This window comes from Myxococcus eversor, assembly GCF_010894455.1.
Lineage (GTDB): Bacteria > Myxococcota > Myxococcia > Myxococcales > Myxococcaceae > Myxococcus > Myxococcus eversor.
In genome coordinates this window covers 348,996-373,664 of record NZ_JAAIXY010000003.1, presented here as the reverse complement: position 1 = coordinate 373,664, position 24,669 = coordinate 348,996, and the positions used below count along the sequence as shown (strand labels likewise).

Here is a 24,669-nt window from a genome sequence, read left to right as displayed (position 1 = left end):
TGTTTCCAACCGCTACCTTCCTTGCGTCACGAGCTTGTTGAGGTCCGTGCCTCGGGTGGAGACTTCCTTGGCCAGCTTCTGGAGTGCGCGTGTCAGGGCCTCACGGCATTCCTCCACCTTGCGACAGTTCGCGGTGGCACCGTTCAATTGGTCGAAGACGCGCTCGTGATACGCCTGGGGATGAGGCCCTTTGTGTCCCTCGAGGGGGACGATGTTCTCGGAGTCCTTCAGCTCCATCCCCGCCTTCCTGAAGATTTTCCTGAAGCGTGGCGTCCAGGGGCCGCCGCGTACGGTGGAGGGGCCGGAGTCGTCTTCCGTGAAAGGCTTGTGGACAAGAGAGGTCCCAGAGCCTGTATCCAGGCGGACGACCCGGCTCGTCGAACAGCCAGCACCGACGAGGAGGAGCCCCAGCCAGAGGGCCCATTGCGCGCGCATCATGCTCTCCGGTTCCCTGTGGATTTCCTGCCCGATGCCTCGGCGGTTACCGGCCGAACAGTCCCCAGCGTTTGGGCGGCTTGCCGCCCTGTGCGCGCGACAGGCGCTCTCCGAGGATGCGGCTCATCTCCAGCGCCACGCCCGGGTTGGCCATGACGACGCTGCGGAAGTCCTCGCGGCCCACCGCCGCCAGCTCGCAGGCCGTGGCAGTCACCGCCGTGGCCGTGCGCGGCTCGCCCGTCAGCAGCGCCAACTCCCCGAAGAAGCCTCCTGGCTTCACCGTGGCCACGGCCTGTCCCCCCGTGTCCTTGAGCTGCACCTCGCCCGCGAGCACCACGTAGAAGCTCTCTCCCGCGTCGCCCTGCCGGAACAGCTCCGTGCCCGCCGGACGCTGGAGGTGCTCCGCGCCGCGCGCCACCGCCTCCAGCTCCCCCGGATTCAACGGCGCCAGGAAGTCCACCTTGCGCAACGTCGCCGCCAGCGCCGCCGCGCCCGTCGTACCCACCGGCTCCGCCGTGAGGAACGTCACCGCGTCCGCGAGCTGCGCCCGCCGCGCGACGAGGATGATGGTGTGCCCCGCCTTCAGCACCGTGCTCCCATCCGGCAGCGCCGCCCGGCCCTGCGGGTCCACCATGCCGATGAAGATGCACTCGCGCGGGAAGCCCTCCATCGCCCGCACCTGCGCCACCGTCTGCCCCGCGACGCGCGCACGCAACGGCAACGCCAGCTCGAACAGCACCGTGTCGCCATCGCCCAGCGGCAACGAGCCGGCCACCTGCGGGAAGTCGATGGCCGTGGTCATCTTCGCCACCACCACCTCCGCCTCCGCCACCAGCTCCTTCACGCCCGCCAACCGGTAGGCCTCGCGGTAGCTCGTGTCGAGCATGCGCACCATGATGCGCGCGGGAGACATGCTGCGCACCAGCATGGCGAACGCCAGGTTCTCCGGGTCCCTCGCCAGCACGCCCGCCGCCACGTCCGCCGAGGCCACGCCCGCGGCTTCCAGCACTTGAGGACTCGTCGCGTCCCCGCACACCGCCACCACGCCCACCTCCTCGAAGAGGCGCGTGCAGATGCTTGAGTCCCGCTCGATGACCGTCACGCTGTGTTGCTCGGCCACCAGCCGGGACGCGAGCACACTTCCCACCCGTCCCCCTCCCGCGATGACGATTTTCACGACGCCTTCCTCCCGGGCTCCGCCACCGGCTCGTCGCCGTGCGCTCCGTGCAACACCTTCTCCAACATCAGCGTCCGTTCATCCAACTGCGCCAGCATGTGCTCCGCCGTCGTCTCGGGGATGAGCCCGCTCCTGCGCGCCACCTGCAACGCCGTGCGCTCCGCGTCGATGAGCCGCCGTCGCAGGGCGATGAGGTCCCGTGCCCCCTGCGCGAGATGATGGTCATTGAGCCGCCGCAGCTCGCGCTCCGCCCGCGCGATGCTCACCTGATACTCGCTGCGCAGGTGGTCATACGCGGCCCGAGGCACCATCCCCTGCTCGTGCAGCGACGCCAGTTCCTGGTGCGCCGCGCGACTGGCGATGAGCCGGCCGCGCTGCTCGGACATGGCCAGCGCCACCTCGTCCTGCTGGAACAGGCCCAGCCACTTCAGCGCGTGGGTGAGCACCAACCCCTGACCCACCAGCGACACCAGCGTCACGCCGAAGGCGATGGCCACCAGCTTCTCGCGACCCGGCGTCGTCTCCGGAAGACCCAGCGCGAGTCCGATGGAGAGCGCGCCCTTGATGTTGCCCACGATGAACACGTGCTGCCAGCGCGGTGGAACGGCCTCCGCCGGCCGGATGAGCCGCAGCAGCAAGAAGGGCCCGTAGATGGCCACCGCGCGCCCGCCCAGCACGCAGGCCACGGCGATGGCCGTCTCCGGCAGGTAGCCGCTGAGCGTCTCCGGCCTGGTGGTGAGCCCCACCGCCAGGAAGAGGAAGGTGTTCACCCCGAACGTGGCGTACTCCCAGAAGGAGTGGATGGCCACCCGACTCTGCGGGGACACGTCCTTGCGCAGCCCGACACCGACGGCCAGTCCCGCGACGACGGCGGAGATGGCACCCGACAGGTGAATCTGCTCGGCGACCACGAACGAGGCCAGGGCCACGGCCGTCGTCACCATGATTTCGGCCAGCGGGTCCTCGGTGCGGCGGATGACGAAGGCGCCCAGCATGCCCACCGCGAGCCCCACCACCGCGCCACCCGCCGACGCGAGCAACACCCGCGCGGCCAGCATCGGCAGGGACGGCGCCGCCGCTCCCGCCACCACGCTGGCGATGGCCGCGTAGGCCACCAGCGCCGTGCCGTCGTTGAAGAGGCTCTCGCCCTGGATGATGCCGGACAAGCGCGGCGGCACCGGGGCGCGACGGAACGCATAGAGGATGGAGACGGTGTCCGTCACGGCCAGGAGCGCGCCCAACAGCAGCGCGGGCCAGAGGGCCAGGTCCACCAGGTAGTGCAGCGCGGTGCCCGTGGCGCCAATGGCCAGCACCATCCCGAGCGTGGACAGTATGAGGATGGGCAGGGCATTGGCGCGGATGCCATTGAGGTCCGCGGTGATGCCTCCCTCGAACAGCAGCGCCGGCAGGCAGACGAGGAACACCACCTCCGGGTTGAGGGGTGGCACGCCGGGGAGCAGGTTGCCCACCGAGATGAGCAGGCCTCCCACCACGAGCGCCACGTTGTAGGGCAGGTTCGCCCGCTTGGCTGCGATGGCCAGGACGATGGCCGCCACCATCAGTCCAATGACGAGAGGCATCTCCAAGTGCACGGCGCGCAGTCTTCCAGAACGGAAGAGCGAGGTCACGACCCCCTCGCGCGAACCGTCATGTCGCCCGTGGGCTCGGCTAGCGTCTCACGCGGAGGATGAGGTCCTTCTTCGGCCCGCAGTCCCCGCGCCCGTCGCAGTTGCTGGTGGTGACGTACAGGTGGCCGTCCGGACCCATGCTCACCTCGCGCAGCCGGCCGTACGTGTCGCGCAGGTACACCTCGTGGCGGGCGACGCGGGCCGGGTTGTCCGAGGCGAACTCCACGCGGTGCAGGTGGCGTGAGCCCAACGTCCCCACCAGCAGCGAGCCCTTCCACTCGGGGATGGCGGTGCCGGTGTAGAGGGCGGCGCCTCCCGGAGGCATCGCGTCCGCGAACGTGAGCGAGGGCGTCACCCAGCCCTCGTGAATCTCGCACGAGTAGATGCCGGGCCAGCCCAGGTTGCTCCCGGGGCGCGCGAGGCTCACCTCGTCGTGTCCTCGACGCATCGTCTCGCCGCTCGGGCCGTGGTCCGTGACGTACAGCGTGGTGGCATCCTTCCAGTCCCAACCCTGGAGGTTTCGGATGCCGGTGAGGAACGCGGGGGAGTGGGGGAAGGGGTTGTCCTGGGGGATTTGTCCTTCGGGGGTGAGGCGCAGGAGCTTGCCGGCGGGGTCATTGGCGTCCTGCGAGCGGTCCGGCTTCCGGGCGTCACCGGTGCCCGCGTAGAGCATGCCGTCGGGGCCGAAGCGCAGGCGTCCGCCGTCGTGGTAGGTGGCGGAGGGGATGCCGCCGAAGACGACGCGGTCGAACGTCGCGGTGGTGTGGTCCTCGGAGAGGGTCCACCGCTCCACGCGGTTCTCATCCTGGCCGTTCGCGTCGGTGGTGACGTAGACGTAGAACCAGCGGTTCGTCGCGAAGTCCGGGTGGGCGGCGATGCCGAGCAGTCCACCCTCCGCGGCGTGGGTGATGCGCACGGTGGCGACGGGCTGGGCCTGGAGGACGCCTGCCTTGAGCAGCCTCACGCGGCCGGGTCGCTCGGTGACGAGCGCGTCGCCACCGGGCAGCCAGGCGATGCCCCAGGGGACTTCAAGGCCCTCGGCGACGACGTCCACGGTGATGGGCACTGCGCCGTCCGGCCCCCAGTCGTCCGCGACGCGCACGCAGTCCTGGGGGGAGGCGGTGCCCTGGGACTGGCTCTTGCGGCAGGCGGAGGCCGACACGGCGAGCACCACGACGGCGGAGGCGAGCAGGCGAGAGGCGCGCATGGGGCGATTAATGACCGCCCATGGGGGAGCGCGCCAGCGTGACGGACGGTGGACGTGAGGGCGGGGACGCTCGGGGAGGAGTCCCTCGTCGGGAGGGTGGGCAGGCGGGCGGGCCGAGCCCCGAGGAGCGCCTTTGTCGTCAGGAGGCGCGTGGGCACCTTCAGCGCACGGGACAACCCGCCCATTCGCAACAAGGAGACGTCCTATGGCGCGCATCGCGTTCATCCTGGCAGACGACTTCGAGGATTCTGAGTTCCGCATTCCGTATGACCTCGTGAAGCAAGCGGGGCACGAGGCGGTCGTCATCGGCGTGGAGGATGGCAAGCCCGTGAAGGGCAAGAAGGGCAAGGAGGTCATCACCCCGGACAAGGCCGTGCGGAACGTGTCGTCCCGGGACTTCGATGCGCTGGTGATACCCGGGGGCTACTCGCCGGACCACCTGCGGATGGACATCGACATGGTGGGCTTCGTGCGGGACTTCTACCGTGCCGACAAGCCGCTGGCGGCCGTATGCCATGCACCGTGGATGTTGGTGGAGGCGGACGTCCTGGACGGCAGGACTGTCACGTCCTGGCCCTCCGTCCGCACGGACCTCATCAACGCGGGGGCGCGCTGGGTGGACCGCGAGGTGGTGGAGGACGGCAACCTCATCACCTCGCGCAACCCGGGGGACCTGCCGGCCTTCAGCGCCGCGCTGCTGCGGCAGGTGGACCAGGGCATCGCCCCTCGCATGGAGCCGTCGCGTGGGCGTGAGGTCGCTTCAGAGCAGCCGTCCAGCGTGCACTGACTGAGTCACAGGCCACGAGCGGACGAGGTGTGTCGGCTCGTGGCCTGTTGTTTCGGGGGCGGCACGTCCTCAGACGGGCTGCTGGTTCACGAAGGCCAGGAGGGTGGCCGCGCATTGTCCGCAGTGCTCCCGGAAGGGTGCGCTGAGTGCGGGCTCGCGTGTGAGCTTCTCCCAGTATGTCAGGGCGAGACGTGCGGCGTCGGACCAGACGTCCACGGTGCTCGCGGTGGGAGGGCGTGGCGTGAAGGTCCGCTCGACGAGGTTCGTTCCCACGGGAGCGAACACCATGGGCAGCATGTCGTAGACCGGCGCGAGTCGGAACCGCTTTGGCCCTTCTACAAAGAGAGTTCGGGCGCGCCCACCATGTATTCGAGCCAGTGTCGACCGCCCGCGAGGAGGCGGAGCACGCCGTACCGGTGGACCGCGCCTGCATCATCGATGCGGTGGACGTTCAGCCGTGTGCCGAGCGAGGGAAGCTCTCGGGTCCGCGCGTAGCGGGTCGCGGGGCCCTCGCCCATGCGACACACGCGGTCACCCGCCGCCAGCAAGAGGCGCGTCACCGAGGGGCGCGAGACCTTGAGCTGTGTCGCGAGCTCGCTCGCTCGGGTCACATCTCGACGGCCGAGGGTCGCGAGGAGCTGTTCCACCGTGGCCATGAAGTGGGGTCCGCCCTGCCTCCTGATTCAATCCATGAACAGATTCCTGATTCGATTCGTGAACTGATTCGGAAGTATGGCCGGGGGAGAGGGTCCATGCATCTGCCCGGACTCATTGGGGAAAATGAAACGGGCCGCCCCGCGTGAGAGCGGAGTCGGCCCGGTGGGCACAGCGGGATGAACAGTTACCGTCAGTGGTCGCCGTAGCGCTTCTCGCCGGCTTCCACGCGGACGGCCAGGCGGTTGCCTCGGGGCGGCAGCGGGCAGGTGGCGAAGCGCGTGAACGCGCAGGGCGGGTTGTAGGAGCGGTTGAAGTCGAGCACCACCTGCCCGTCCTTCGGCATGTCCGAGTACAGGAAGCGGCCCGCGCCATACGTCGCGTCGTGGTTCGTCTCGTCCGCGAAGATGATGAAGAGCTGGTTGGAGCCCTCCTCCTCCACCGGCGTCAGGCGGTACTCCTTGCCGGCCACCGTGAAGACGAGCGTGCCCGGCGCCTTCATCTCCTCCGTGGTGCCCAGCACGTTGGGCACCTGGAGTGTGCGCGGAGTCGCCGAGGGCTCGAAGCGCGCGGTGACCTTCCACGTGGGGCTCGCTGGATAGGTCTCGATGCCGTGGAACTCCTTGCGCGCCTGCGCCTGCGAGTCCTTCACGCGCACGCCCAGCTTGTCGCCCCGGAGGATGACCTGGAAGTTGAGGCTGCCGAGCTTCACCACATCCGGCGAGCCCTTCTCGTCCGTCTTCAGCTCGCCCCCGGTGAAGGGCTCGTTGTTGTTGCGCGTGAACTGCACGCCCGGCGCGGGCTGGAAGCTGACGGTGTTGCCCTTGCGCGTGAAGGTGCCGAGCTTCGCGGGCGTACCGGCCGGGAAGTCCAACTCACTCTCGGGCGCGGAGCCGGCGGTCTGCTCGCCTTCCTTGAGCCAGAAGAGGCCGACGAGCGTCAACCAGCCCTCCTCGGACTGGAGTCGCTGGAGGCGCTGCTCATGCCAGGCGCGAGTGGAGGCGGTGAGGTCTTCGGGCGTCGTGGGAGTGGACACGGTCTTGGCGGGGGCAGCGGGTTTCGGGGGCGGGGCCTTCTGCGGGGCCGGCGCGGCCTGGAGGGCGAGGGACAGGGCCAGGGCAAGGGGCGTCATGTCGGGTGCCTCGGTGAGAGGGGGCTTCCAGCGGTGGCCCCCTGTCTAACAGGGTGGGGTGCGCGGCGCAGGGTTGCAGGCGACCGGGCTCCGTGCGAAGCCGGACACCCGCCGTGGAACTCGACCTGAAGCCGGCACCTCCGCCGGGTGCCTTCCGCAAGCTCGCCATGGGGGCCTGGCGCTCGCCGAGTGACGCGAGCGCCTATGCGTCCCTGGAAGTGCGCATGGAGAAGGCCGTCGCGTTCCTGGAGGCGTGGCGGGCTCGCACCGGACAGCGGCTCACGGTGACGCACCTGGTGGCCAAGGCCTCCGCGGATGCGCTGCGCCTGCATCCCGAGGCCAACGTGCTCCTGCGCTGGGGCGTGCCCGCGCTGCGCGTGGACGTGGGCGTGTGCGTGCTCGTGGTGCAGCCCGAGGAATCGGGCCGGGCGGACCTGACGACGGCCACGGTGCCTCGCGCGGACACGTTGTCCCTGGGCGAGTTCGCTCGGGCGATGGAGGCCGTCGTGGCCCAGGTGCGCTCGCGCAAGGACGCGGTCATCGAGCGGGGCAAGCGGCGTTCGTATCGCATCCCCGGGATGTTCATGGGGCTGGCGCTGCGGCTTCTGTCCTTCGTCTGGTTCACCTTGAACATCGACCTGCGCTGGGTGGGGATGCCCAGGGACCCGTTCGGTTCGGTGGTGGTGACGAGCCTGGGCTCGCTCGGGTTGGAGCGAGGCTTCGTGGCGACGGTGCCGTACACGCGGGTGCCGTTGATTCTCGCGCCGGGTGCGGTGCGGGCCGTGCCGGTGGTGGAGGCGGGCGAACTGGTGCCCGGGCGGATGATGACGCTGACGTGCACGTGGGATGCGCGGGCGCTCGACGTGGAGGTGGTGGCGAAGGTGCTGCTGCACGTGGGCGCGGCGCTGGAGGCCCCGGAGGAGACGTGGGGGGCTGCGAGCAGCGGGCGGGTGGGGTAGAACGGGAGCGTCGCCACCGCTGGAGGTCCCGTCATGCCCGTGGATACCAATCGTCGCGTTGCCTCTGCCCGTCCCGTGGGGCGCGCGCTCGGAGGGCAGGACCGCTACGAGAAGGAAGCGCTCGAGGGGCCAGCGGAAGGTCCACTGGCGATGACTCGGCGCCAGCGACTGGCGGGCGGGCCCGATCGCGCGGAAGGGGAGAGCCCCTTCGCGGCGAAGATGCGAAAGCTCACGGAGAGCAAGTCGAAGGACGAGGAGCGCTGAGGTCCACGGTGGAGCGGGCACGTCGATGAAGGTCTATCTGGACGACGAGCGCCCCACGCCGGAGGGCTGGGTGGCGGTGCGGTGGCCGGAGGAGGCCATCGCGTTGCTCGAAGGTGGGCAGGTCGTCGAGCTCAGCCTGGACCATGACCTCGGGGACGATGAGCACGGCACGGGCTACGACGTGCTGCTGTGGCTCGAGGAGGCGGTGGCCACGCGAGGCTTCGTTCCTCCTCGAGTCCGGGTGCACTCGGCGAACAGCTCCGCGCGCCACAAGATGGAGCTGGCGATGGAGCGAATCGAACGGTTCGCGCGAGAGCGATGACGGCTCAGCGCGGGCGCGGACTGGGGCGTGGGCTCGGGCTCGGAGCGACCTGGATTCGGGTCGCGTCGGTGCTGCCGTCGGCGATGAGGCTGAACGCGGCCTGGACGGCGGTGCCCTGGGGCAGGCTGTCGAGGGAGATGCGCTGGCCGTCGCGGACCACCTGGGTGTTCTGTCCCACGCGCAGGTTGTAGAGGTCACCGGTCTCCGAGTCTCGGACCACGACGCGTCCCTTGGAGGTCGAGGCCACCTGCCCGCTCATGACGACGGTGGCGACCACGGTCTTCTCGGGGTTCGCCCCCGTGTCCCTTGCGGGCGCCGAGGATGCGCTCTGGCCCGAGGCAGCCTGGCCTGAGCCGCCCGTGCCCTCTGCTTGCTGATCCGGATGTCCGCCGCGCAAGGCGTTGACCTGTCGCTGGAGTCGCAGGACATCGGAGCGAAGCATCGCGACTTCACGAGTCAGTTGCCGAGGACTCAGGTCCTTTCCCGAGGAGGCTGCCTCCGCGCTGCCACCATGCGCGTCACCTGCCGAGTCGGTGGGTTCGGTGCCCTGCGGCGTGGAGGGCGCCCTGCCGCTGGGGACGTTGCTGCCCGAGCCCTGGTTCTGGGTGGGAGTGTTGTTCGTGTTGCCGGAGCCACCGGTGCCCTGAGTGCCGCTGACGTCGGAGCTGTTGTCCGTGGCGGGAGTCTGCGTCGTGCTCGTGTCGTTTGAGCCAGAGCCGCCGGTGCCCGGTGTGCCGCTGATGTCCGAGCTGTCGGGCACGAACGAGGTTCCGGCCGCGGGTGGGGTGTAGCGTGGATCGGCGCCGGAGCCGCCGGTGCCCGAGTAATCCGTGTTCGGCGTCCCGAGATTGTCTTCGGCGCCCGTGTCGCCCTGTGGGACGGGCGAGTAGTCCCCTGCCTCATACGTGCCCGGGGGCCGCATGTCGGCATCGCCCGAGACACCTCTGCCTTGCTGATTCTCGGGCAGCGGGGCCGTCCCTTGGGCGGACGTCCCACCGCTCGAACCACTGCCCGCTGTCTGCGCGAGGGCAACGGGAGTCATCAAGAAGCTGAACGTCAGTGCCGCTGAGAAGAGCGCTCGTCGCATGGTGGGGTCCTTTCCTCGTGCTCAAGGTTGAGGCTGAGGGCCCTGGCGACAAGCGAGCCTCGCGGAAGCTCGCATGCTCGCGTTTCTCATCCGTGCTGCTTGTTCGTACTGCGTACCTGCGAGCAGGGAGGGAGTTGGTTGGACGGTGAGCGCCGAGGACTCGGCCGGGCGTTGATGGAGAAAGCTGTGCATCGGGTGAGTCAGAAGCTGTACCGCGCGCCGAGCCGCATCTGTCGCGGAGGCTGATGCTCCAGGGCCACGGTGGGACCTTCACTGCTCGGTGTCATCCGGGTCGCCGCCTGGATGTTGAAGAGATTGAAGACATCAAGGTCGAAGGACACCGCCTCGCCACGGCCGAATTGATAGCCCACCCCAAGCCGCGCATCGACGACATGCACCCACGGCGTGGACGCCCGCTGTCCTGCCTCGAGCGTTCCCGATGCGGCGACATAGGCCAGCCCCAGTTGCGCCCACATGTTCGGAGTCAGCCTCTGCCATCTTCCCCCGAAGGCCTTGAGGACGTGGGTGCGTCGTGCCACGGCGGACGTTCCTCGCAGCATGTGGTTCAGCGGGTCCTCAGGACCGCCGCCAAAGCGCGACCACGTGTAGCTGGCTTGCCCCATCCACTCGCTAGCGGTCGTTCGTACCAGCTCCAACGTCACCGCGTCATGCGTCTGCTCCAGCCTGGGCAGGTCAGCGCCCAACCCCTTCCCGGGATTGACGAGCCGCCATGCATCTCCGCCGGGGTTGCCCACGAGCCCAAGTCTCGTATCCAGCTCCCTGCGGGCATAGGTCACGCTCAGGACCGTTTCGCTCAGCACCTTCATGGCGGCACCGAGCGTGGCCTCGCTGGTCGACGCGGGTGACAGACTGGGGTCCACCTCCACCTCTCGAACCTGTTCACCCGATGCATCGGGAAGGAGCAGTCCGAGCAACACGAGCCCGCGATACTTGCCGTAGTGCGCGAAGAGGCGCATCTCGCCACGCCCGAAGGGGTCCACCACCACGCCCAATCGAGGCGAGAGCGCGTGGCTGACGGTACGTACCTCCCCATGTGAGGGTACGAGCCGCTGCATGTCGTAACGAAGTCCGATGTCGACGGTCAGGATGTAGGAGTACGTCCAGGAGTCCTGGACGAAGCCTCCCACTACGTCGCGGTGCGTCCGGGTCGCGATGCTCGGGGGGACTGTCTGGAGGCCACGCGGGGTCAGGCGGCGCGCGCTGGGGACTCTCTGCTCCGCATCGTGGACCAGCCACTCCGCATCGAGCCCCACCTTGAGCTTGTGCTGCAACGCGGGGATTCCCAGGGCGCCATATTTCAGATGGTGGGCCCACCCGCGAACCTGGAATTGATTCGTCTCGTGCTCCTCGCCTCCACACCGGGTGTAGAGCGCCAATAGCGTGGAGCCGCAGGCGAGGCCCTCCGTGGTCGTTTCCGTGTCCCCCGAGGGAGTGGGGCGCTGGGAGAAGTGTTGTCGAAGCCAGCGCGCATCGATATCGAGCAACAGCGCCTTGTCGAACAACGCCCCGCTGTGCCCGAGTCCGATCAGCACGGTGTCTCGCTCCAGCGTGCGCGGTGCGAAAGCAGCCGTTCCCTCATGCAATCGCTGGGTGGCGGGCATCGTGATGAACGTCAGCGTCGTGTAGTGGTCCGAGTTGAACAGATAGGTCAGGCGGCCCAAGGCCTGGACCTCTCGTTGGTCCGAGTGGATGGTGAGGGAGTCTTCTTCGGAGATGGCTGCCCCTGAGCGAGTGCTCTCTGCTCGCTGAACCGAGGGAATCAACCCAAGGGAGAACCAGAGCTGGTCCTTCAGGATGGGGCCAGAGAGGACCGCACCCAGCTCCCCCATGTTTTCGAGCGTCTCATGGGGGCCGTCGTCTTGGAGCGCCCGACTCCCGTCGAGCAAGCCGGTGGCCCAGTGGGCGAAGACGGACCCGTGGAACTCGTTGCCACCGGATTTGCTATCCCCCGCATCGATGATGGCTCCCGTGGCTCGGCCGTATTGGGGAAGGCGTCCACGGAACCGCAACTCGCCCCAGTTGTACTCAAGCAGCTCCAGACTCAGGGGTACGGCATTGCGCCCGAACACGCCGTCCTGGGTGGAGAGGCCGTCCAGCACATATCCGTTCTCCGAGGGACTCGCGCCGAGGAGCGTGAGCCCCTGGTCCGTGTCGACTGCTTCCGAACGCAAGGACTGAAGCCTGTCGATTGATCGCATCGCGCTGCCCGGGATGGGCCGTGCGATGGGGAGAAGGTCGATGCTGAGATGGTCGAAGGGCTCGGAGACCCCCGTACTTTCGTAGTCCACGGAGGGGAGCTTGCCGCAACGGAACTCAAGCATCTCACCCAAGGGCGCGGGGAGGAGTTCGACATTCACGCGCAAGGCACGCGCTTCTCGCAGGCGGACGGAGTCCCTCGTCAACGGGAGGAACTGTTCCTTCTCGAAGCGCAGCTCGTACACGCCCGGGGAAAGAGGCTCGAACCGGTAGGTACCATCCAGTTCCGTGACGACAGTGAACTCACCCCGAAGCTCGGACGCGGTAGCGATCACCACGACATCCCCGACGGGCTGCCGACTCTGGGCATCAATCACCGTGCCGAAGATGGTGCCCGTGGGCTCCGCCCAGGCCATGGGCGCCTGGCACGTCCCCACGAGGACTCCGAGCAGCCTCGCGACGTGAAACACGGTCAGGTTCCGCATCCCCCAGAACCTTCCACGGGGCCCGAGCGTCTTTCGTCATGATTCCCTCACGAAGCAGGCAGGCACCCGTGATGATTCCGTGCTGTGCTGCGAACACCCTCGGGGTGGGTGGCTCGGAAGCGGGCCAGGCGCTATGCGTGTGGGGCGAGGGCCGGGGCAGCACTGTCACGAGGACTCACCTTGAGTGGACGCGAGAGCGCGGTGACCACGGGAAGGAAGGGCGCACGCGCGTCCGCCAGGAACACCCGCGCGCGCAGCCTCCGGCCCTGGCCCCTCACCCTCGCCACCGCCGTCTCGCTGGGCCTCCTGCTCTACGTCGCCAGCACCAGCCTGCCGTACCTCGTGTCCTCTCCGACGACGGACCCGAACTTCGGCGCCCTCAACCACTGTCTCTCCAAGGCCCACCCGGAAGGCCGGCTCGGCTGGGCCGTCTCCCCGGATGCCTCGCGCGCCGCCGTCTACGGCCCCCACTCCGTCGCCGTCTGCGGCCCCGGTGACTCCGTCATCCGCAGGGACCTCACCGGCACCCTCGCGCTCGCCTTCGACGGCGACAACCGACTGTGGCTCTCCGTCGGAGGCCGCCTGTTGCGCGAGGACGGCGCGGCCCTTCGCCCCATGGGCGACTTCGCGCCCGTGGCCCTCGCCGGCCACTCCCACGGCATGCTGGCGCTGGATGACTCCGGACAGCTCGTCTCCGTGTCCCCCGGCGGCACGGTGCTCGCGCAGACAGTCGTCTCCGGGGGCGCAAGCCGGCTCTCCGTGGGCGCGGGCGGCATCCTGGCCGCCGTGCTCTCCGAGGGCGTGCTCCGGGTCTTCGACGCTCGCACCCTCACCCCCGTCGAACTGACTTCTCCCTGCGCCGTGGAGACTGTGTGGTGGCTGGACGCACCCGAGCGGTTGTTGATCGGCTGTGCACCGTCCGGGGCGCCGTCCTTCACGGTCGACGTCCGCACGGGCGTTCAGGAGAAGGCGCCGGCCTCTCGGAGTCTGGCCCCTGCTCGCCGACTCTCCGGTCGGCCGCTCTATGTGCAGGGCTGTGACGGTTTTCCCTGCACGGCGCCGCCGCCCTGACATGTTGCACAAAGGCTCCGGGTCCCGTGGTTTCCACACGGGGCGTCCGGAATGTCCTTCCGTGAAGTCCAGTAGCCGACAAATTGCCCCGCCAGGGTGGGCTTTGAATCGACAAGCCCGCGAACTCACAGGAGATTCGAGCCCCGGCCCGTCCGTCGTGAAACACAGCTCACGGCGTTCATCCCGATCAGAAGGGTTCTCCTCGTGGACGACACCAAGGTTCCCAGCTCCACCAACGGCAAGAAGCGCGCCTCGACGCGCAAGCCTCGGAGCGAAGCGGCTTCCAGCCCGCAGCGCCCCGGCGAAAGCCTCGCCGCCAATCGCGTGGAAGCCCCGCGTACCCGAGCGAGCGAAGCGCGCCCTGGTGACACTGCGAGCAGGCAGGCAGCCGAGGCCTCGCGCGGCCGGGGGGGCGGCGCCAGGGCGCCCGGCGGCGGCGGGCGCATCCGAGGGGATGACCCGATGCAGACGCTGCTGGCCGCGCTGCGAGCCGTGCAGGGCGGAGACTTCTCCGTGCGCCTGCCGGACTTCTCCAGCCTGCCGGTGATGGATGACATCTCCCGCGTCTTCAACGCGGTGGTGTCGCTCAACTCCTCCATGACGCACGAGATGGTGCGCGTGTCTCGCGTCGTCGGCCGCGAGGGCCGCATGGGCGAGCGCGTATCACTGGGCGACGTGCGCGGCGACTGGGCGACGGGGATGAACTCCATCAACGCGCTCATCGGCGACCTGGTGCAGCCGACGACGGAAGTCGCCCGCGTGCTGGTGGCCGTGGCCGAAGGCGACCTGACGCAGAAGATGGCCCTCGAAATCGACGGCCAGCCGGTGAAGGGCGAGTTCCTTCGCATCGGCACCACCGTGAACGCGATGTTGGATCAGCTCAACTCGTTCGCCGCCGAGGTGACGCGCGTCGCGCGCGAGGTCGGCAGCGACGGCAAGCTGGGCGGTCAGGCCGAGGTGAAGGGCGTGTCCGGCGTCTGGAAGGACCTCACGGACAACGTGAACCTGATGGCCAACAACCTCACGGCCCAGGTGCGTAACATCGCCGAGGTGTCCACCGCCGTCGCCAACGGCGACCTGTCCAAGAAAATCACGGTGGATGCGCGCGGCGAGGTGCTCGAGCTCAAGAGCACCATCAACACCATGGTGGACCAGCTCAACGGCTTCGCCTCCGAAGTGACGCGCGTCGCGCGTGAAGTGGGTACGGAAGGAAAGCTGGGCGGTCAGGCCGCGGTGCCCGGCGTCTCCGGCACGTGGAAGGACCTCACCGACAACGTGAACTTCATGGCGTCCAACCTGACCACTCAGGTGCGCGGCATCGTGAAGGTGGTGACGGCCGTCGCCAACGGCGACCTCACCCAGAAGCTGATGGTGCCGTCGCAGGGCGAAATCGCCGCGCTGGGCGCGACGCTCAACAACATGACGGACACGCTCAACGTCTTCGCCCAGCAGGTGACGAGCGTGGCGCGCACGGTGGGTGTCGAGGGCAAGCTGGGCGCCCAGGCCCAGGTGCCCGGCGCCGCCGGCACGTGGAAGGACCTCACCGACAACGTCAACCTGATGGCCAACAACCTCACGGCCCAGGTGCGAAACATCGCCGACGTGACGACGGCCGTCGCCAAGGGCGACCTGTCCAAGAAAATCACGGTGGACGTGAAGGGCGAGGTGATGGAGCTGAAGGACACCATCAACACGATGGTGGACCAGCTCCGCGCCTTCGCCTCCGAAGTGACGCGCGTCGCGCGCGAGGTAGGCACTGACGGCAAGCTGGGCGGTCAGGCCGACGTGAAGGGCGTCGCCGGCGTGTGGAAGGACCTCACCGACAACGTCAACAGCATGGCCTCCAACCTCACCACCCAGGTGCGCAACATCGCCCTGGTGACGACGTCGGTGGCCAATGGTGACCTGTCCAAGAAGATCACGGTCGACGCGCGCGGCGAGATTCTGGAGCTGAAGAACACCATCAACACGATGGTGGACCAGCTCAACTCGTTCGCGTCGGAGGTGACGCGCGTCGCGCGCGAGGTCGGCACGCACGGCAAGCTGGGCGGCCAGGCCGAGGTGAAGGGCGTCTCCGGTACGTGGAAGGACCTCACGGACAACGTGAACGTGATGGCCGTCAACCTCACCACCCAGGTGCGAGGCATCGCCAAGGTGGTGACGGCGGTCGCCAACGGAGATTTGACGCAGCGGCTGAAGATGGAGGCCAAGGGCGAGGTCGCCGAGCTGGCCGACACCATCAACGCGATGACTCAGACGCTGTCCATCTTCGCGCAGCAGGTGACGGACGTCGCTCGCACGGTGGGCGTGGAAGGCAAGCTGGGCGCCCAGGCCGTGGTGCCGGGCGTCGCGGGCACGTGGAAGGACCTCACCAACAACGTGAACCTGCTCGCGAACAACCTCACCGACCAGGTCCGCAACATCGCCGAAGTCACCACGGCTGTCGCGAATGGTGACCTGTCGAAGAAAATCACCGTCGACGCCAAGGGCGAGGTGCTGGAGCTCAAGAGCACCATCAACACGATGGTGGACCAGCTCCGAGGCTTCGCATCGGAAGTGACTCGCGTCGCCAAGGAAGTCGGCACCGAGGGGAAGCTGGGAGGGCAAGCCGAAGTGCGCGGGGTGTCCGGCGTCTGGAAGGACCTCACGGACAACGTGAACTTCATGGCCTCCAACCTCACCAGCCAGGTGCGCGGCATCGTCCGCGTGGTGACGGCGGTCGCCAACGGAGACCTCACCCAGAAGCTCATCATGGACGCGAAGGGCGAAATCGCCGCCCTCGCGGAGACCATCAACGCGATGACGCAGACGCTGTCCATCTTCGCCCAGCAGGTGACGGACGTCGCCCGCACGGTGGGCGTGGAAGGCAAGCTGGGCGCCCAGGCGGAGGTGCCTGGCGTCGCGGGCACGTGGAAGGACCTCACCAACAACGTGAACCTGCTGGCCAACAACCTCACGGCCCAGGTGCGAAACATCGCCGAGGTGACGACGGCCGTCGCGAATGGCGACCTGTCGAAGAAAATCACCGTCGACGCCAAGGGCGAGGTGTTGGAGCTCAAGAGCACCATCAACACGATGGTGGACCAGCTCCGCGCGTTCGCCGCCGAAGTGACTCGCGTCGCCAAGGAAGTCGGCACCGAGGGCAAGCTGGGCGGTCAGGCTGACGTGAAGGGCGTGTCCGGCGTCTGGAAGGACCTCACCGACAACGTGAACGTCCTCGCCGGAAACCTCACGGACCAGGTGCGAAACATCGCCAAGGTGACGACGGCCGTCGCGAATGGCGACTTGTCGCAGAAAATCACCGTCTCCGTGAAGGGCGAGGTGCTGGAGCTCAAGAACACCATCAACACGATGGTGGACCAGCTCCGAGGCTTCGCGTCGGAAGTGACTCGCGTCGCCAAGGAGGTCGGCACCGAGGGCAAGCTGGGCGGTCAGGCCGCGGTGCCCGGGGTCGCGGGCGTCTGGAAGGAGCTCACCGACAACGTGAACGTCCTCGCCGGCAACCTGACGGACCAGGTGCGAAACATCGCCAAGGTCACGACGGCCGTCGCGAACGGCGACCTGTCGCAGAAAATCTCCGTCGAGGCGCGGGGCGAAATCCTGGAGCTCAAGAGCACCATCAACACGATGGTGGACCAGCTCCGCGCGTTCGCCGCCGAAGTGACTCGCGTCGCCAAGGAAGTGGGAACGGACGGCAAGCTGGGGGGGCAAGCCGCGGTGCCCGGCGTCGCCGGCACGTGGAAGGACCTCACCGACAACGTGAACAGCATGGCCTCCAACCTCACCGCGCAGGTGCGAAACATCGCGCTGGTGACGACGGCCGTCGCCAACGGTGACCTCTCCAAGAAAATCACCGTCGACGCGAAGGGCGAGATTCTGGAGCTGAAGGACACCATCAACATCATGGTGGACCAGCTCAACTCGTTCGCCTCGGAGGTGACGCGCGTCGCTCGCGAGGTCGGCACGGAAGGCAAGCTGGGTGGACAGGCGGAGGTGCGCGGGGTGTCCGGCGTCTGGAAGGACCTGACGGACAACGTGAACTTCATGGCCCGCAACCTGACGACTCAGGTGCGCGGCATCGTCAAGGTCGTGACGGCCGTCGCCAACGGCGACCTCAAGCAGAAGCTGGTGGTGGACGCGAAGGGCGAAGTGGCCGCGCTCGCGGAGACCATCAACAACATGACGGACACGCTGGGCACGTTCGCCGAGCAGGTGTCCACGGTGGCCCGCGAAGTCGGTGTCGAGGGGAAGCTGGGTGGACAGGCCCGCGTGCCCGGTGTGGCCGGCACGTGGAAGGACCTCACGGACAACGTGAACTTCATGGCCTCCAACCTCACCACCCAGGTGCGCGGAATCGTTCGCGTGGTGACGGCGGTCGCCAACGGAGACCTCACCCAGAAGCTCATCGTCGACGCGAAGGGCGAGGTCGCCGCGCTCGCGGACACCATCAACAACATGACGGACACGCTGGGCACGTTCGCCGAGCAGGTGTCCACGGTGGCCCGCGAAGTCGGTATCGAAGGAAAGCTGGGCGGTCAGGCCCGCGTGCCCGGTGCGCGCGGCACGTGGCGGCAGCTCACCGACAACGTGAACCAGCTCGCCGGCACGCTGACGAGCCAGCTGCGCGCCATCTCCGACGTGGCCACCGCGGTGACGAAGGGTGACCTCACCCGGAGCATCACCGTCGTCGCCGAGGGCGAGGTCGCCGCGCTGAAGGACAACATCAACCAGATGATCGTCAACCTGCGTGAGACCACGCAGAAGAACCAGGAGCAGGACTGGCTCAAGACGAACCTGGCGAAGTTCAGCGGCATGATGCAGGGCCAGAAGAGCCTGGACGCCGTCAGCCGCCTCATCATGAGCGAGCTGACGCCGCTGGTCTCCGCCCACCACGGCGCCTTCTTCCTGATGGACACCGACTCCGGCACGCCGGTGCTCAAGCTGACGAGCACCTACGCGTACCGGGAGCGCAAGCACATCGCCAACCGGTTCCGGCTGGGCGAGGGACTCGTCGGGCAGACGGCCCTGGAGCGGAAGACGATTCTGCTCACCCACGTGCCGCCGGACTACATCACCATCTCCTCCGGCCTGGGCGAGTCCGCCCCCCTCAACATCATCGTCCTGCCCGTGCTGTTCGAGGGTGAGGTGAAGGCCGTCATCGAGCTGGCCTCGTTCCACACCTTCAGCGCCATCCATCAAATCTTCCTGGACCAGCTCACCGAGAGCATCGGCGTGGTCCTGAACATGATCATGGCGAACATGCGCACCGAGCAGCTCCTGCAGCAGTCGCAGGGCCTGACTCAGGAGCTTCAGAGCCAGTCGCGCGAGTTGACGCAGCAGCAGGACGCGCTCAAGCGCAGCAACAGCGAGCTGGAGGACAAGGCGAAGCTGCTCGAGGAGCAGAACCGCCGCGTCGAGGAGAAGAACAACGAGGTCGAGCGCGCCCGCGTCAGCCTGGAGGAGAAGGCCGAGCAGCTCACCGTCATCTCCAAGTACAAGAGCGAGTTCCTGGCCAACATGAGCCACGAGCTGCGCACGCCGCTCAACAGCCTGCTCATCCTGGCCAAGCTGCTGTCCGACAACAAGGACGGCAACCTCAGCACCAAGCAGGTGGAGTACGCGAACACCATCTACGCCTCCGGTGGTGATTTGCTCAGCCTCATCAACGAAATCCTCGACCTGTCCAAGGTGGAGGCCGGGAAGATGCAGGTGGAGCCCAGGGACATCGTCCTGTCGGAGCTCAACCAGTTCATCGACCGGAGCTTCCGTCCCGTCGCGGACCAGAAGAACCTGGCCTTCACCGTGGAGGTGGCGCAGGGCGCCCCCCGCCACATCCGCACCGACCCGCAGCGGCTGCAGCAGGTGCTCAAGAACCTGCTCTCCAACGCCTTCAAGTTCACCGACGAAGGCAACGTGAAGATGACGGTGAAGCTGGCCGAGCCGGGCACGCGCCTGGACCACGAGGTGCTCAAGCGCTCGCGCTTCGTGCTCGCCTTCGTGGTGACGGACACGGGCATCGGCATCGCCAAGGACAAGCAGCGCCTCATCTTCGAGGCGTTCCAGCAGGCGGACGGCTCCACCGCGCGCAAGTACGGCGGCACCGGCCTGGGCCTGTCCATCAGCCGCGAAATCGCCAAGCTGCTGGGCGGCGAAATCCACGTCCAGAGCGAGCCGCGCAAGGGCAGCACCTTCACGCTGTACCTGCCGCCCGAGTACGTGGGCCCGGAAGACGACGGCATGCCGGTGATGCCGGCGCCGCTGGAGCCCCTGACTCGCGTGTCCCCGCTGTCACCGGAGGGCCTGCTTCCGTTGACCCCGCCGCCGGTGCCGGCGCCGCTGACGGCCGCGGAGAGCGCCCATGTGCTGGACGCGGCGCTGCCGCCTCCCCAGGTGGACTCGCTCTTGCCGCCGCTCGCGGTGGAGGACGACCGGGACCACATCCGCGAGGGTGACCGCGTCCTGCTCATCATCGAGGACGACCTGAAGTTCGCCCGCATCATGGTGCAACTGGCGCGGGAGAAGGGCTTCAAGGCCCTGGTCGCCACGCGCGGTGACACCGGCCTGTCCATGGCCAACGAGTTCCAGCCGCACGCGGTGACGCTCGACATCCAGTTGCCCGTGGTGGACGGCTGGAGCGTGCTCGACAGGCTCAAGCGCAACCCGCGCACGCGCCACATCCCGGTGCACATCATCAGTGTCATGGACAAGCACCTGGGCAACGCCCAGGGCGCGTTCGGCTACCTCACCAAGCCCGTCAGCAAGGAGGGCCTGGAGCGGGTGTTCAACCAACTGGCGAAGTTCCTGGAGCGCAAGGAGCGCCGCCTGCTGCTGGTGGAGGACGACGACGTCCAGCGCAACAGCCTGGTCAGCCTGCTCGCCGAGGGCGGCGACGTCGTCGTCACGGCGGTGGCTACGGGCCAGGAGGTCCTCCAGAAGCTGGAGGAGGGTGAGTACGACTGCCTCGTCATCGACCTGCTCCTGCCGGACATGGACGGCATCAAGCTGGTGGAGGAGGTGAAGACGCAGCAGCGCTTCAGGGATTTGCCCATCGTCATCTACACGGGCAAGGAGCTGACGCCGAAGGACGACGCGCGCCTGCGCCGCTACACCGGCAGCGTCATCCTCAAGAGCGGAACGAAGAGTCCCGAACAGTTGCTCAGCGACACCGCGCTGTTCTTGCACCGGCTGGACCAGAACCTGCCGGCGCGCGCGCGGGCGGCCCTGGCGCAGCGCAGCGAGCAGGAGACGGAGCTGACGGGAAAGAAGGTGCTCGTCGTCGACGACGACATGCGCAACATCTTCGCCCTCACCAGCGTGCTGGAGAACCACGGCCTGCAGGTGGTCTTCGCGGAGAACGGGCGGGCGGCCATCGAGACGCTGGAGCAGCACCGCGACGTGGATATCGTCCTGATGGACGTGATGATGCCGGAGATGGACGGGTACGAGACCATGCGGGCCATCCGCAAGGACGTGAAGTACGCCAGCCTGCCCATCATCGCCGTCACCGCGAAGGCCCTGAAGGATGACCGGGAGAAGTGCATGGCCGCGGGGGCCAGTGATTACCTGCCAAAGCCGGTGGATACGGACAAGCTCCTGGAGCTCATCCGTCTCTGGGTGTCGGCTTGAGAGGTCGAATGATGGCTAGCGCACGACTCGTTACCGCCAGGCTTGGGGACAGCGGAGGTCGCGCCTAGCCTGTCCCGCCAGTGAACGGTGGGGCATACCTTGCTCCTATTTCAATGATGCCTAGCGAACACATCTCCGAACGCCCCCAGGACGGCGGAAGCCGTCCCCGGGCGAGCATCTTGATGGTGGACGACCACCCGTCCAACCTGCTGGCGCTGGAGGCCATCCTCGAGCCGTTGGGGCAGGAGCTTGTCAAAGCGACCAGCGGCGAGGAGGCTCTGAAGTTCCTCTTGCAGCGCGACTTCGCCGTCATCCTGATGGACGTGCAGATGCCGGGCCTGGACGGTTTCCAGACGGCCACGCTCATCAAGCAGCGTGAGCGCACGCGCACCATTCCCATCATCTTCCTCACCGCGCTCAGCCGCGACGCGGCCCACATCTTCAAGGGCTACGCGCACGGCGCGGTGGACTACCTGCTCAAGCCCTTCGACCCGGAAATCCTCCGCTCGAAGGTCAGCGTCTTCGTGGATTTGTTCCTCAAGGAACAACAAATCCAGCGGCAGGCGGCGCTGTTGCGGCAGCGCGAGCGCGAGGCGGTGGAGCGGCAGGGTGAGCTGCGCTACCGGCGGCTCACGGAGTCGTTGCCGGAGGTCATGTGGGCGGCGCGGGCGGACGGCTCGTTCACGTATGCCAACAGGGCGGGGCGCGACTACACGGGCATCCACGAGGAGCAGCCGCTGTCGTTGACCACGTTCCTGGAGTTCGTGCACCCGGTGGACCGGGAGGAGATGCGCCTGGCGTGGGAGACGGCCATCCGCTCCAGCCAGCGGGTGGAGCGCGAGTTCCGGCTGCGGCGTTTCGACGGCGTGTATCGCTGGCATCTGGCGCGCGCGGTGCCGGAGCGGGACGAGTCCGGGCACGTGCAGGGCTGGATCGCGGTGGCCACGGACATCGACGACAAGCGGCGGGCGGAGGAGGCGCTGGGGCGCTTCAAGATGACGTTGGACGCGACGCTGGACTGCGTCCTGATGTTTTCGCCGGACTCGCTGACGCTCACGTACGCCAACGCGGGTGCGGCCAAGCAACTGGCGAGCAGCACGGACGAGCTGGTGGGGTTGTCGGTGTTGGAGGTGGAGAGCGCGTTCGACGAGGCGGGGTTCCGCAAGCTGCTGGCGCCGCTGGTGAGCGGGACGTTGCCCAGCCAGACGTACTCCACGACGCACCGGCGCCGGGATGGCACCGAGGTGCCGGTGGAGGTGGTGCTCCAGTTCGTGGCGGCGGCGGAGGGCCCCGGGCGGTTCATCTCCGTGGCGCGCGACATCACCGAGCGTCAGCGCGCGGAGACGGCGCTGCGGTTGGCGAGCGAGGCGAAGGACGCGTTCCTCGCGGCGGCGAGCCATGAGCTGCGGACGCCGCTGGCGGCGGCCAAGGGGCACGCGCACCTGGCGCTCTTGAAGCTGGGGGGCGAGACGGAGGCGGGGCCGGGCAAGTCGCTGAAAATCATCAACCGGCAAATCGACCGGATGGCGAAGCTGGTGGAGGACCTGCTGGACATCAGCCGGCTGCAGGCGGGGCGGCTGTCGTTGGAGCTGGAGAAGTTCGACTTGAGCCAGCTGGTGCAGGAGACGCGGGACCGCATGGCGGTGTTGTCGCAGGGGCACGAAATCCAGGTGGAGACGCCGGAGCGCCTGGAGGGGACGTGGGACCGGGGGCGGTTGGACCAGGTGCTGACGAACCTCTTGTCCAACGCCATCCGCTACTCACCGGAGGGTGGGGCGGTGCTGGTGCGGCTGGTGCGCGAGGGGACGGAAGGCGTGCACCTGTCCGTGAAGGACAGCGGCGTGGGGATTCCCAAGGAGAAGCAGGCGCTCATCTTCGAGCGCTTCGGACGCGCGCACGGCAGCAAGTACGGCGGCCTGGGGTTGGGGCTCACCATCAGCCAGGGCATCGTCGAGCAGCACGGCGGTCGCATCTGGGTGGAGTCCCAGGGCGTGCCGGGCCAGGGGTCCACGTTCAACGTGTGGCTGCCCCGTGAGACGGAGTCCCCGGGCGGCGTCGTGCACCACGAGCACGGGACGCGCACGGCGAGCTGAAGTTCGGGGGGGCGCAGGTGGTGCCGGGCTTGTCAGCGTGGCGCTGTAGGCTTGCGCGATGCATGCTGGCCTTTGGCTGCTTTGCGCCGCCCTCTTCGTCGCGGGCTGTTCTGGAGTCGAGCCCGTCACTCGCAGGGGCACGTTCCAGCAGCGCTTCGCACGATACGGTGAGGCGACGCATCATTCCCCAGGACCGCGGAGTGATGCGTTCGATGAGTTGCTTCGAGGCGCGGGGGTAGAGGACCGCGACCTACGAGCCTCATCGGGTGACTCGCTCACCCCTGCTCACGCAGCGCGACTGTTGGAAGCGCTGATGGACAGGGACGTGACACTCGGACAGTTCCCGGCCCGTGTCGCCGTGGGGTTCATGCTGCGCGAGGTGCTGGAATCTGGCGAGGTGTCGCCCGCCGAGCTGGTGCGACGTGTGGGTCGATTCACTCAGTTGGCGGTGCTCCGCCCTGATGGTTGCCTCGCGTGGGTGCGCAGCGGGCAGACCCAGCAGCGCGTGGGGCGCGTGGAGTGGAAGGACGGGACCTTCCGTGCGGGCCAGTTCGAACTGGGCGTCTTCTACTCGGGCAAGGGCGGTGTCTTCCGAGAGCTGAACGCGCTGCTGGAGGAGACAGGGGGAGGCGCCTTCGCGGACGTCCACGACGATGCGGACTACTTGAGCCGCACGCTGGACGGTGCCGAAGAGGCGTTCGTCGGGTTGGCGATGGCGGTGGGACAGGTCTTCTCCACGTCCCCGACAGACAACCTGGCGGCGTTGAAGCAGATGCCGGCTGCCGTGGCGGCACTCCTGGCCTCATCACCCGAATACATGGAGCGCTTCCGGTACATGACGCGAGGCGAGCAGGTACAGGCCGTCTCCAAGCTGGTGACGAACCTCATCGCCACCTGGGGTACGGCGTCTGCCGCGACCCGCACTCTGCAAGGCGCGACGTTCGCCACGGCCGAGGTGCCGGTGCTGTCGCTGTCCGGTCAGGGCGCGCTCGTCATGGGGCGTGTCACGGTGCCGGTGGGACGTGCGGCGGCAGTGCTGAGTGGCGGGCCTGGAGCAGCCATCATCCTTCAGCGAGCGAGCACGGGAACGAAGGGGTCTTCGCCGTCGAAGGGACCCGGACAGTGGGGACCCGCCAAAGAATCCATGTCCCCCCGTGCGCGGCGCTATCAGGAACAAATCACGGGCCATTCCGCCGACGAGGCATACTGGGTCGGAGGCGTAGGCAGGGACAGCGGAGGCGTGAAGTTCGACGGCTTCGAGAAGGGTGCGCTGCAGGAAGCAAAGGGGCCGGGTTATGCGAACAAGTTTCTCGACAACCTCAAACCGAGAATCTGGTTCGAGAATTCGGGAGCAAAGGCCCTCGTCGAACAGGCGCAGCGACAGTTGGCAAAGGCTCCATCTGGTGTGCCGATTAAATGGTTCATAGCCGAAGAGAAAACGGCCGAGGCCATCCGCGTACTGTTTCAGCGAGAAAGGGTTCTCGGGATAGAGGTGCTCTATGTTCCGCCTCTGTAGATGGGTGCG

The 24,669-nt window shown here is 67.8% G+C and carries 16 protein-coding genes and 1 pseudogene; 8 read left to right on the top strand and 9 right to left on the bottom strand.

From position 1 onward, the window contains the following. Positions 1 to 12: 12 nt before the first annotated feature. From G4D83_RS08350 to G4D83_RS08335, 4 genes and pseudogenes are all read right to left on the bottom strand, one after another. Positions 13 to 297, bottom strand: a pseudogene (locus G4D83_RS08350) (AHH domain-containing protein); the annotation flags it as partial. 184 nt (positions 298 to 481) lie between these two features. Beyond that, complete coding sequence (locus tag G4D83_RS08345) at positions 482 to 1,612, bottom strand: NAD-binding protein (protein ID WP_163864144.1); 1,131 nt, start codon at positions 1,610 to 1,612, stop codon at positions 482 to 484. Beyond that, positions 1,609 to 3,204: a cation:proton antiporter gene (locus tag G4D83_RS08340; protein ID WP_240356214.1), complete on the bottom strand. Its 1,596-nt coding sequence runs from the start codon at positions 3,202 to 3,204 to the stop codon at positions 1,609 to 1,611. The genes G4D83_RS08345 and G4D83_RS08340 overlap by 4 nt, the downstream gene beginning before the upstream one ends. 76 nt (positions 3,205 to 3,280) lie before the next feature. Beyond that, entirely contained in the window at positions 3,281 to 4,447 is a 1,167-nt protein-coding gene (locus tag G4D83_RS08335; protein ID WP_163864143.1) for a PQQ-dependent sugar dehydrogenase, read from the bottom strand. A gap of 205 nt (positions 4,448 to 4,652) precedes the next feature. On the opposite strand from G4D83_RS08335, the gene G4D83_RS08330 reads away from it, so the two are divergent. Continuing rightward, positions 4,653 to 5,234 carry a type 1 glutamine amidotransferase domain-containing protein gene (locus tag G4D83_RS08330; RefSeq protein ID WP_163864142.1) on the top strand — a complete coding sequence of 194 codons (582 nt, stop codon included), beginning with the start codon at positions 4,653 to 4,655 and terminating at the stop codon, positions 5,232 to 5,234. Between the two features lie 69 nt (positions 5,235 to 5,303). Here G4D83_RS08330 and G4D83_RS45965 read toward each other — a convergent pair whose 3' ends face one another. The 3 genes from G4D83_RS45965 to G4D83_RS08320 form a co-directional block, all read right to left on the bottom strand. Next, positions 5,304 to 5,522: a hypothetical protein gene (locus G4D83_RS45965; protein ID WP_240356213.1), complete on the bottom strand. Its 219-nt coding sequence runs from the start codon at positions 5,520 to 5,522 to the stop codon at positions 5,304 to 5,306. Positions 5,523 to 5,569: 47 nt separating this feature from the next. Further along, complete coding sequence (locus G4D83_RS45960) at positions 5,570 to 5,890, bottom strand: hypothetical protein (protein WP_240356212.1); 321 nt, start codon at positions 5,888 to 5,890, stop codon at positions 5,570 to 5,572. A 191-nt stretch (positions 5,891 to 6,081) separates the two neighbouring features. After that, entirely contained in the window at positions 6,082 to 7,020 is a 939-nt protein-coding gene (locus G4D83_RS08320; protein WP_163864141.1) for a DUF1684 domain-containing protein, read from the bottom strand. A gap of 113 nt (positions 7,021 to 7,133) precedes the next feature. Between G4D83_RS08320 and G4D83_RS08315 the strand changes: the two genes are divergently transcribed. From G4D83_RS08315 to G4D83_RS08305, 3 genes are read left to right on the top strand one after another with little or no spacing between them, the layout of a single operon-like run. Then, on the top strand, positions 7,134 to 7,979 hold the full coding sequence (locus G4D83_RS08315) for a 2-oxo acid dehydrogenase subunit E2 (protein ID WP_163864140.1): 846 nt from the start codon (positions 7,134 to 7,136) through the stop codon (positions 7,977 to 7,979). Between the two features lie 33 nt (positions 7,980 to 8,012). Beyond that, entirely contained in the window at positions 8,013 to 8,243 is a 231-nt protein-coding gene (locus G4D83_RS08310) for a hypothetical protein (RefSeq protein WP_163864139.1), read from the top strand. Positions 8,244 to 8,268: 25 nt separating this feature from the next. Beyond that, positions 8,269 to 8,565: a cyclic-phosphate processing receiver domain-containing protein gene (locus tag G4D83_RS08305; RefSeq protein WP_163864138.1), complete on the top strand. Its 297-nt coding sequence runs from the start codon at positions 8,269 to 8,271 to the stop codon at positions 8,563 to 8,565. Between the two features lie 4 nt (positions 8,566 to 8,569). Here the strand turns inward: G4D83_RS08305 and G4D83_RS45955 are convergent, their stop codons facing one another. After that, entirely contained in the window at positions 8,570 to 9,652 is a 1,083-nt protein-coding gene (locus G4D83_RS45955) for a hypothetical protein (protein WP_240356211.1), read from the bottom strand. Positions 9,653 to 9,852: 200 nt separating this feature from the next. Further along, a complete protein-coding gene (locus G4D83_RS08295; protein ID WP_163864137.1) occupies positions 9,853 to 12,354 on the bottom strand; it encodes a TonB-dependent receptor in 2,502 nt (833 codons plus the stop codon). Between the two features lie 180 nt (positions 12,355 to 12,534). Here G4D83_RS08295 and G4D83_RS08290 point away from each other — a divergent pair, with 180 nt between their 5' ends. The 4 genes from G4D83_RS08290 (at position 12,535) to G4D83_RS08275 (ending at position 24,660) form a co-directional block, all read left to right on the top strand. Beyond that, complete coding sequence (locus G4D83_RS08290) at positions 12,535 to 13,425, top strand: hypothetical protein (RefSeq protein WP_163864136.1); 891 nt, start codon at positions 12,535 to 12,537, stop codon at positions 13,423 to 13,425. 462 nt (positions 13,426 to 13,887) lie between these two features. Further along, on the top strand, positions 13,888 to 21,051 hold the full coding sequence (locus G4D83_RS08285; protein WP_240356210.1) for a HAMP domain-containing protein: 7,164 nt from the start codon (positions 13,888 to 13,890) through the stop codon (positions 21,049 to 21,051). A gap of 182 nt (positions 21,052 to 21,233) precedes the next feature. Beyond that, positions 21,234 to 23,144, top strand: coding sequence for a hybrid sensor histidine kinase/response regulator (locus G4D83_RS08280; RefSeq protein WP_420826624.1), 1,911 nt, complete (start codon positions 21,234 to 21,236; stop codon positions 23,142 to 23,144). Positions 23,145 to 23,511: 367 nt separating this feature from the next. After that, positions 23,512 to 24,660 (top strand): Tox-REase-5 domain-containing protein, encoded by a 1,149-nt coding sequence (locus tag G4D83_RS08275; RefSeq protein WP_240356209.1) that lies wholly within the window; start codon positions 23,512 to 23,514, stop codon positions 24,658 to 24,660. Positions 24,661 to 24,669: the final 9 nt, after the last annotated feature.

Bases quoted from the DNA above. Each gene is read 5' to 3' on its own strand.
- G4D83_RS08335 (WP_163864143.1), bottom strand. From the start codon at position 4,447: ATGCGCGCCTCTCGCCTGCTCGCCTCCGCCGTCGTGGTGCTCGCCGTG.
- G4D83_RS08330 (WP_163864142.1), top strand. From the start codon at position 4,653: ATGGCGCGCATCGCGTTCATCCTGGCAGACGACTTCGAGGATTCTGAG.
- G4D83_RS45965 (WP_240356213.1), bottom strand. From the start codon at position 5,522: ATGGTGTTCGCTCCCGTGGGAACGAACCTCGTCGAGCGGACCTTCACG.
- G4D83_RS45960 (WP_240356212.1), bottom strand. From the start codon at position 5,890: ATGGCCACGGTGGAACAGCTCCTCGCGACCCTCGGCCGTCGAGATGTG.
- G4D83_RS08320 (WP_163864141.1), bottom strand. From the start codon at position 7,020: ATGACGCCCCTTGCCCTGGCCCTGTCCCTCGCCCTCCAGGCCGCGCCG.
- G4D83_RS08310 (WP_163864139.1), top strand. From the start codon at position 8,013: ATGCCCGTGGATACCAATCGTCGCGTTGCCTCTGCCCGTCCCGTGGGG.
- G4D83_RS08305 (WP_163864138.1), top strand. From the start codon at position 8,269: ATGAAGGTCTATCTGGACGACGAGCGCCCCACGCCGGAGGGCTGGGTG.
- G4D83_RS45955 (WP_240356211.1), bottom strand. From the start codon at position 9,652: ATGCGACGAGCGCTCTTCTCAGCGGCACTGACGTTCAGCTTCTTGATG.
- G4D83_RS08295 (WP_163864137.1), bottom strand. From the start codon at position 12,354: ATGCGGAACCTGACCGTGTTTCACGTCGCGAGGCTGCTCGGAGTCCTC.
- G4D83_RS08285 (WP_240356210.1), top strand. From the start codon at position 13,888: ATGCAGACGCTGCTGGCCGCGCTGCGAGCCGTGCAGGGCGGAGACTTC.
- G4D83_RS08280 (WP_420826624.1), top strand. From the start codon at position 21,234: ATGGTGGACGACCACCCGTCCAACCTGCTGGCGCTGGAGGCCATCCTC.
- G4D83_RS08275 (WP_240356209.1), top strand. From the start codon at position 23,512: ATGCTGCGCGAGGTGCTGGAATCTGGCGAGGTGTCGCCCGCCGAGCTG.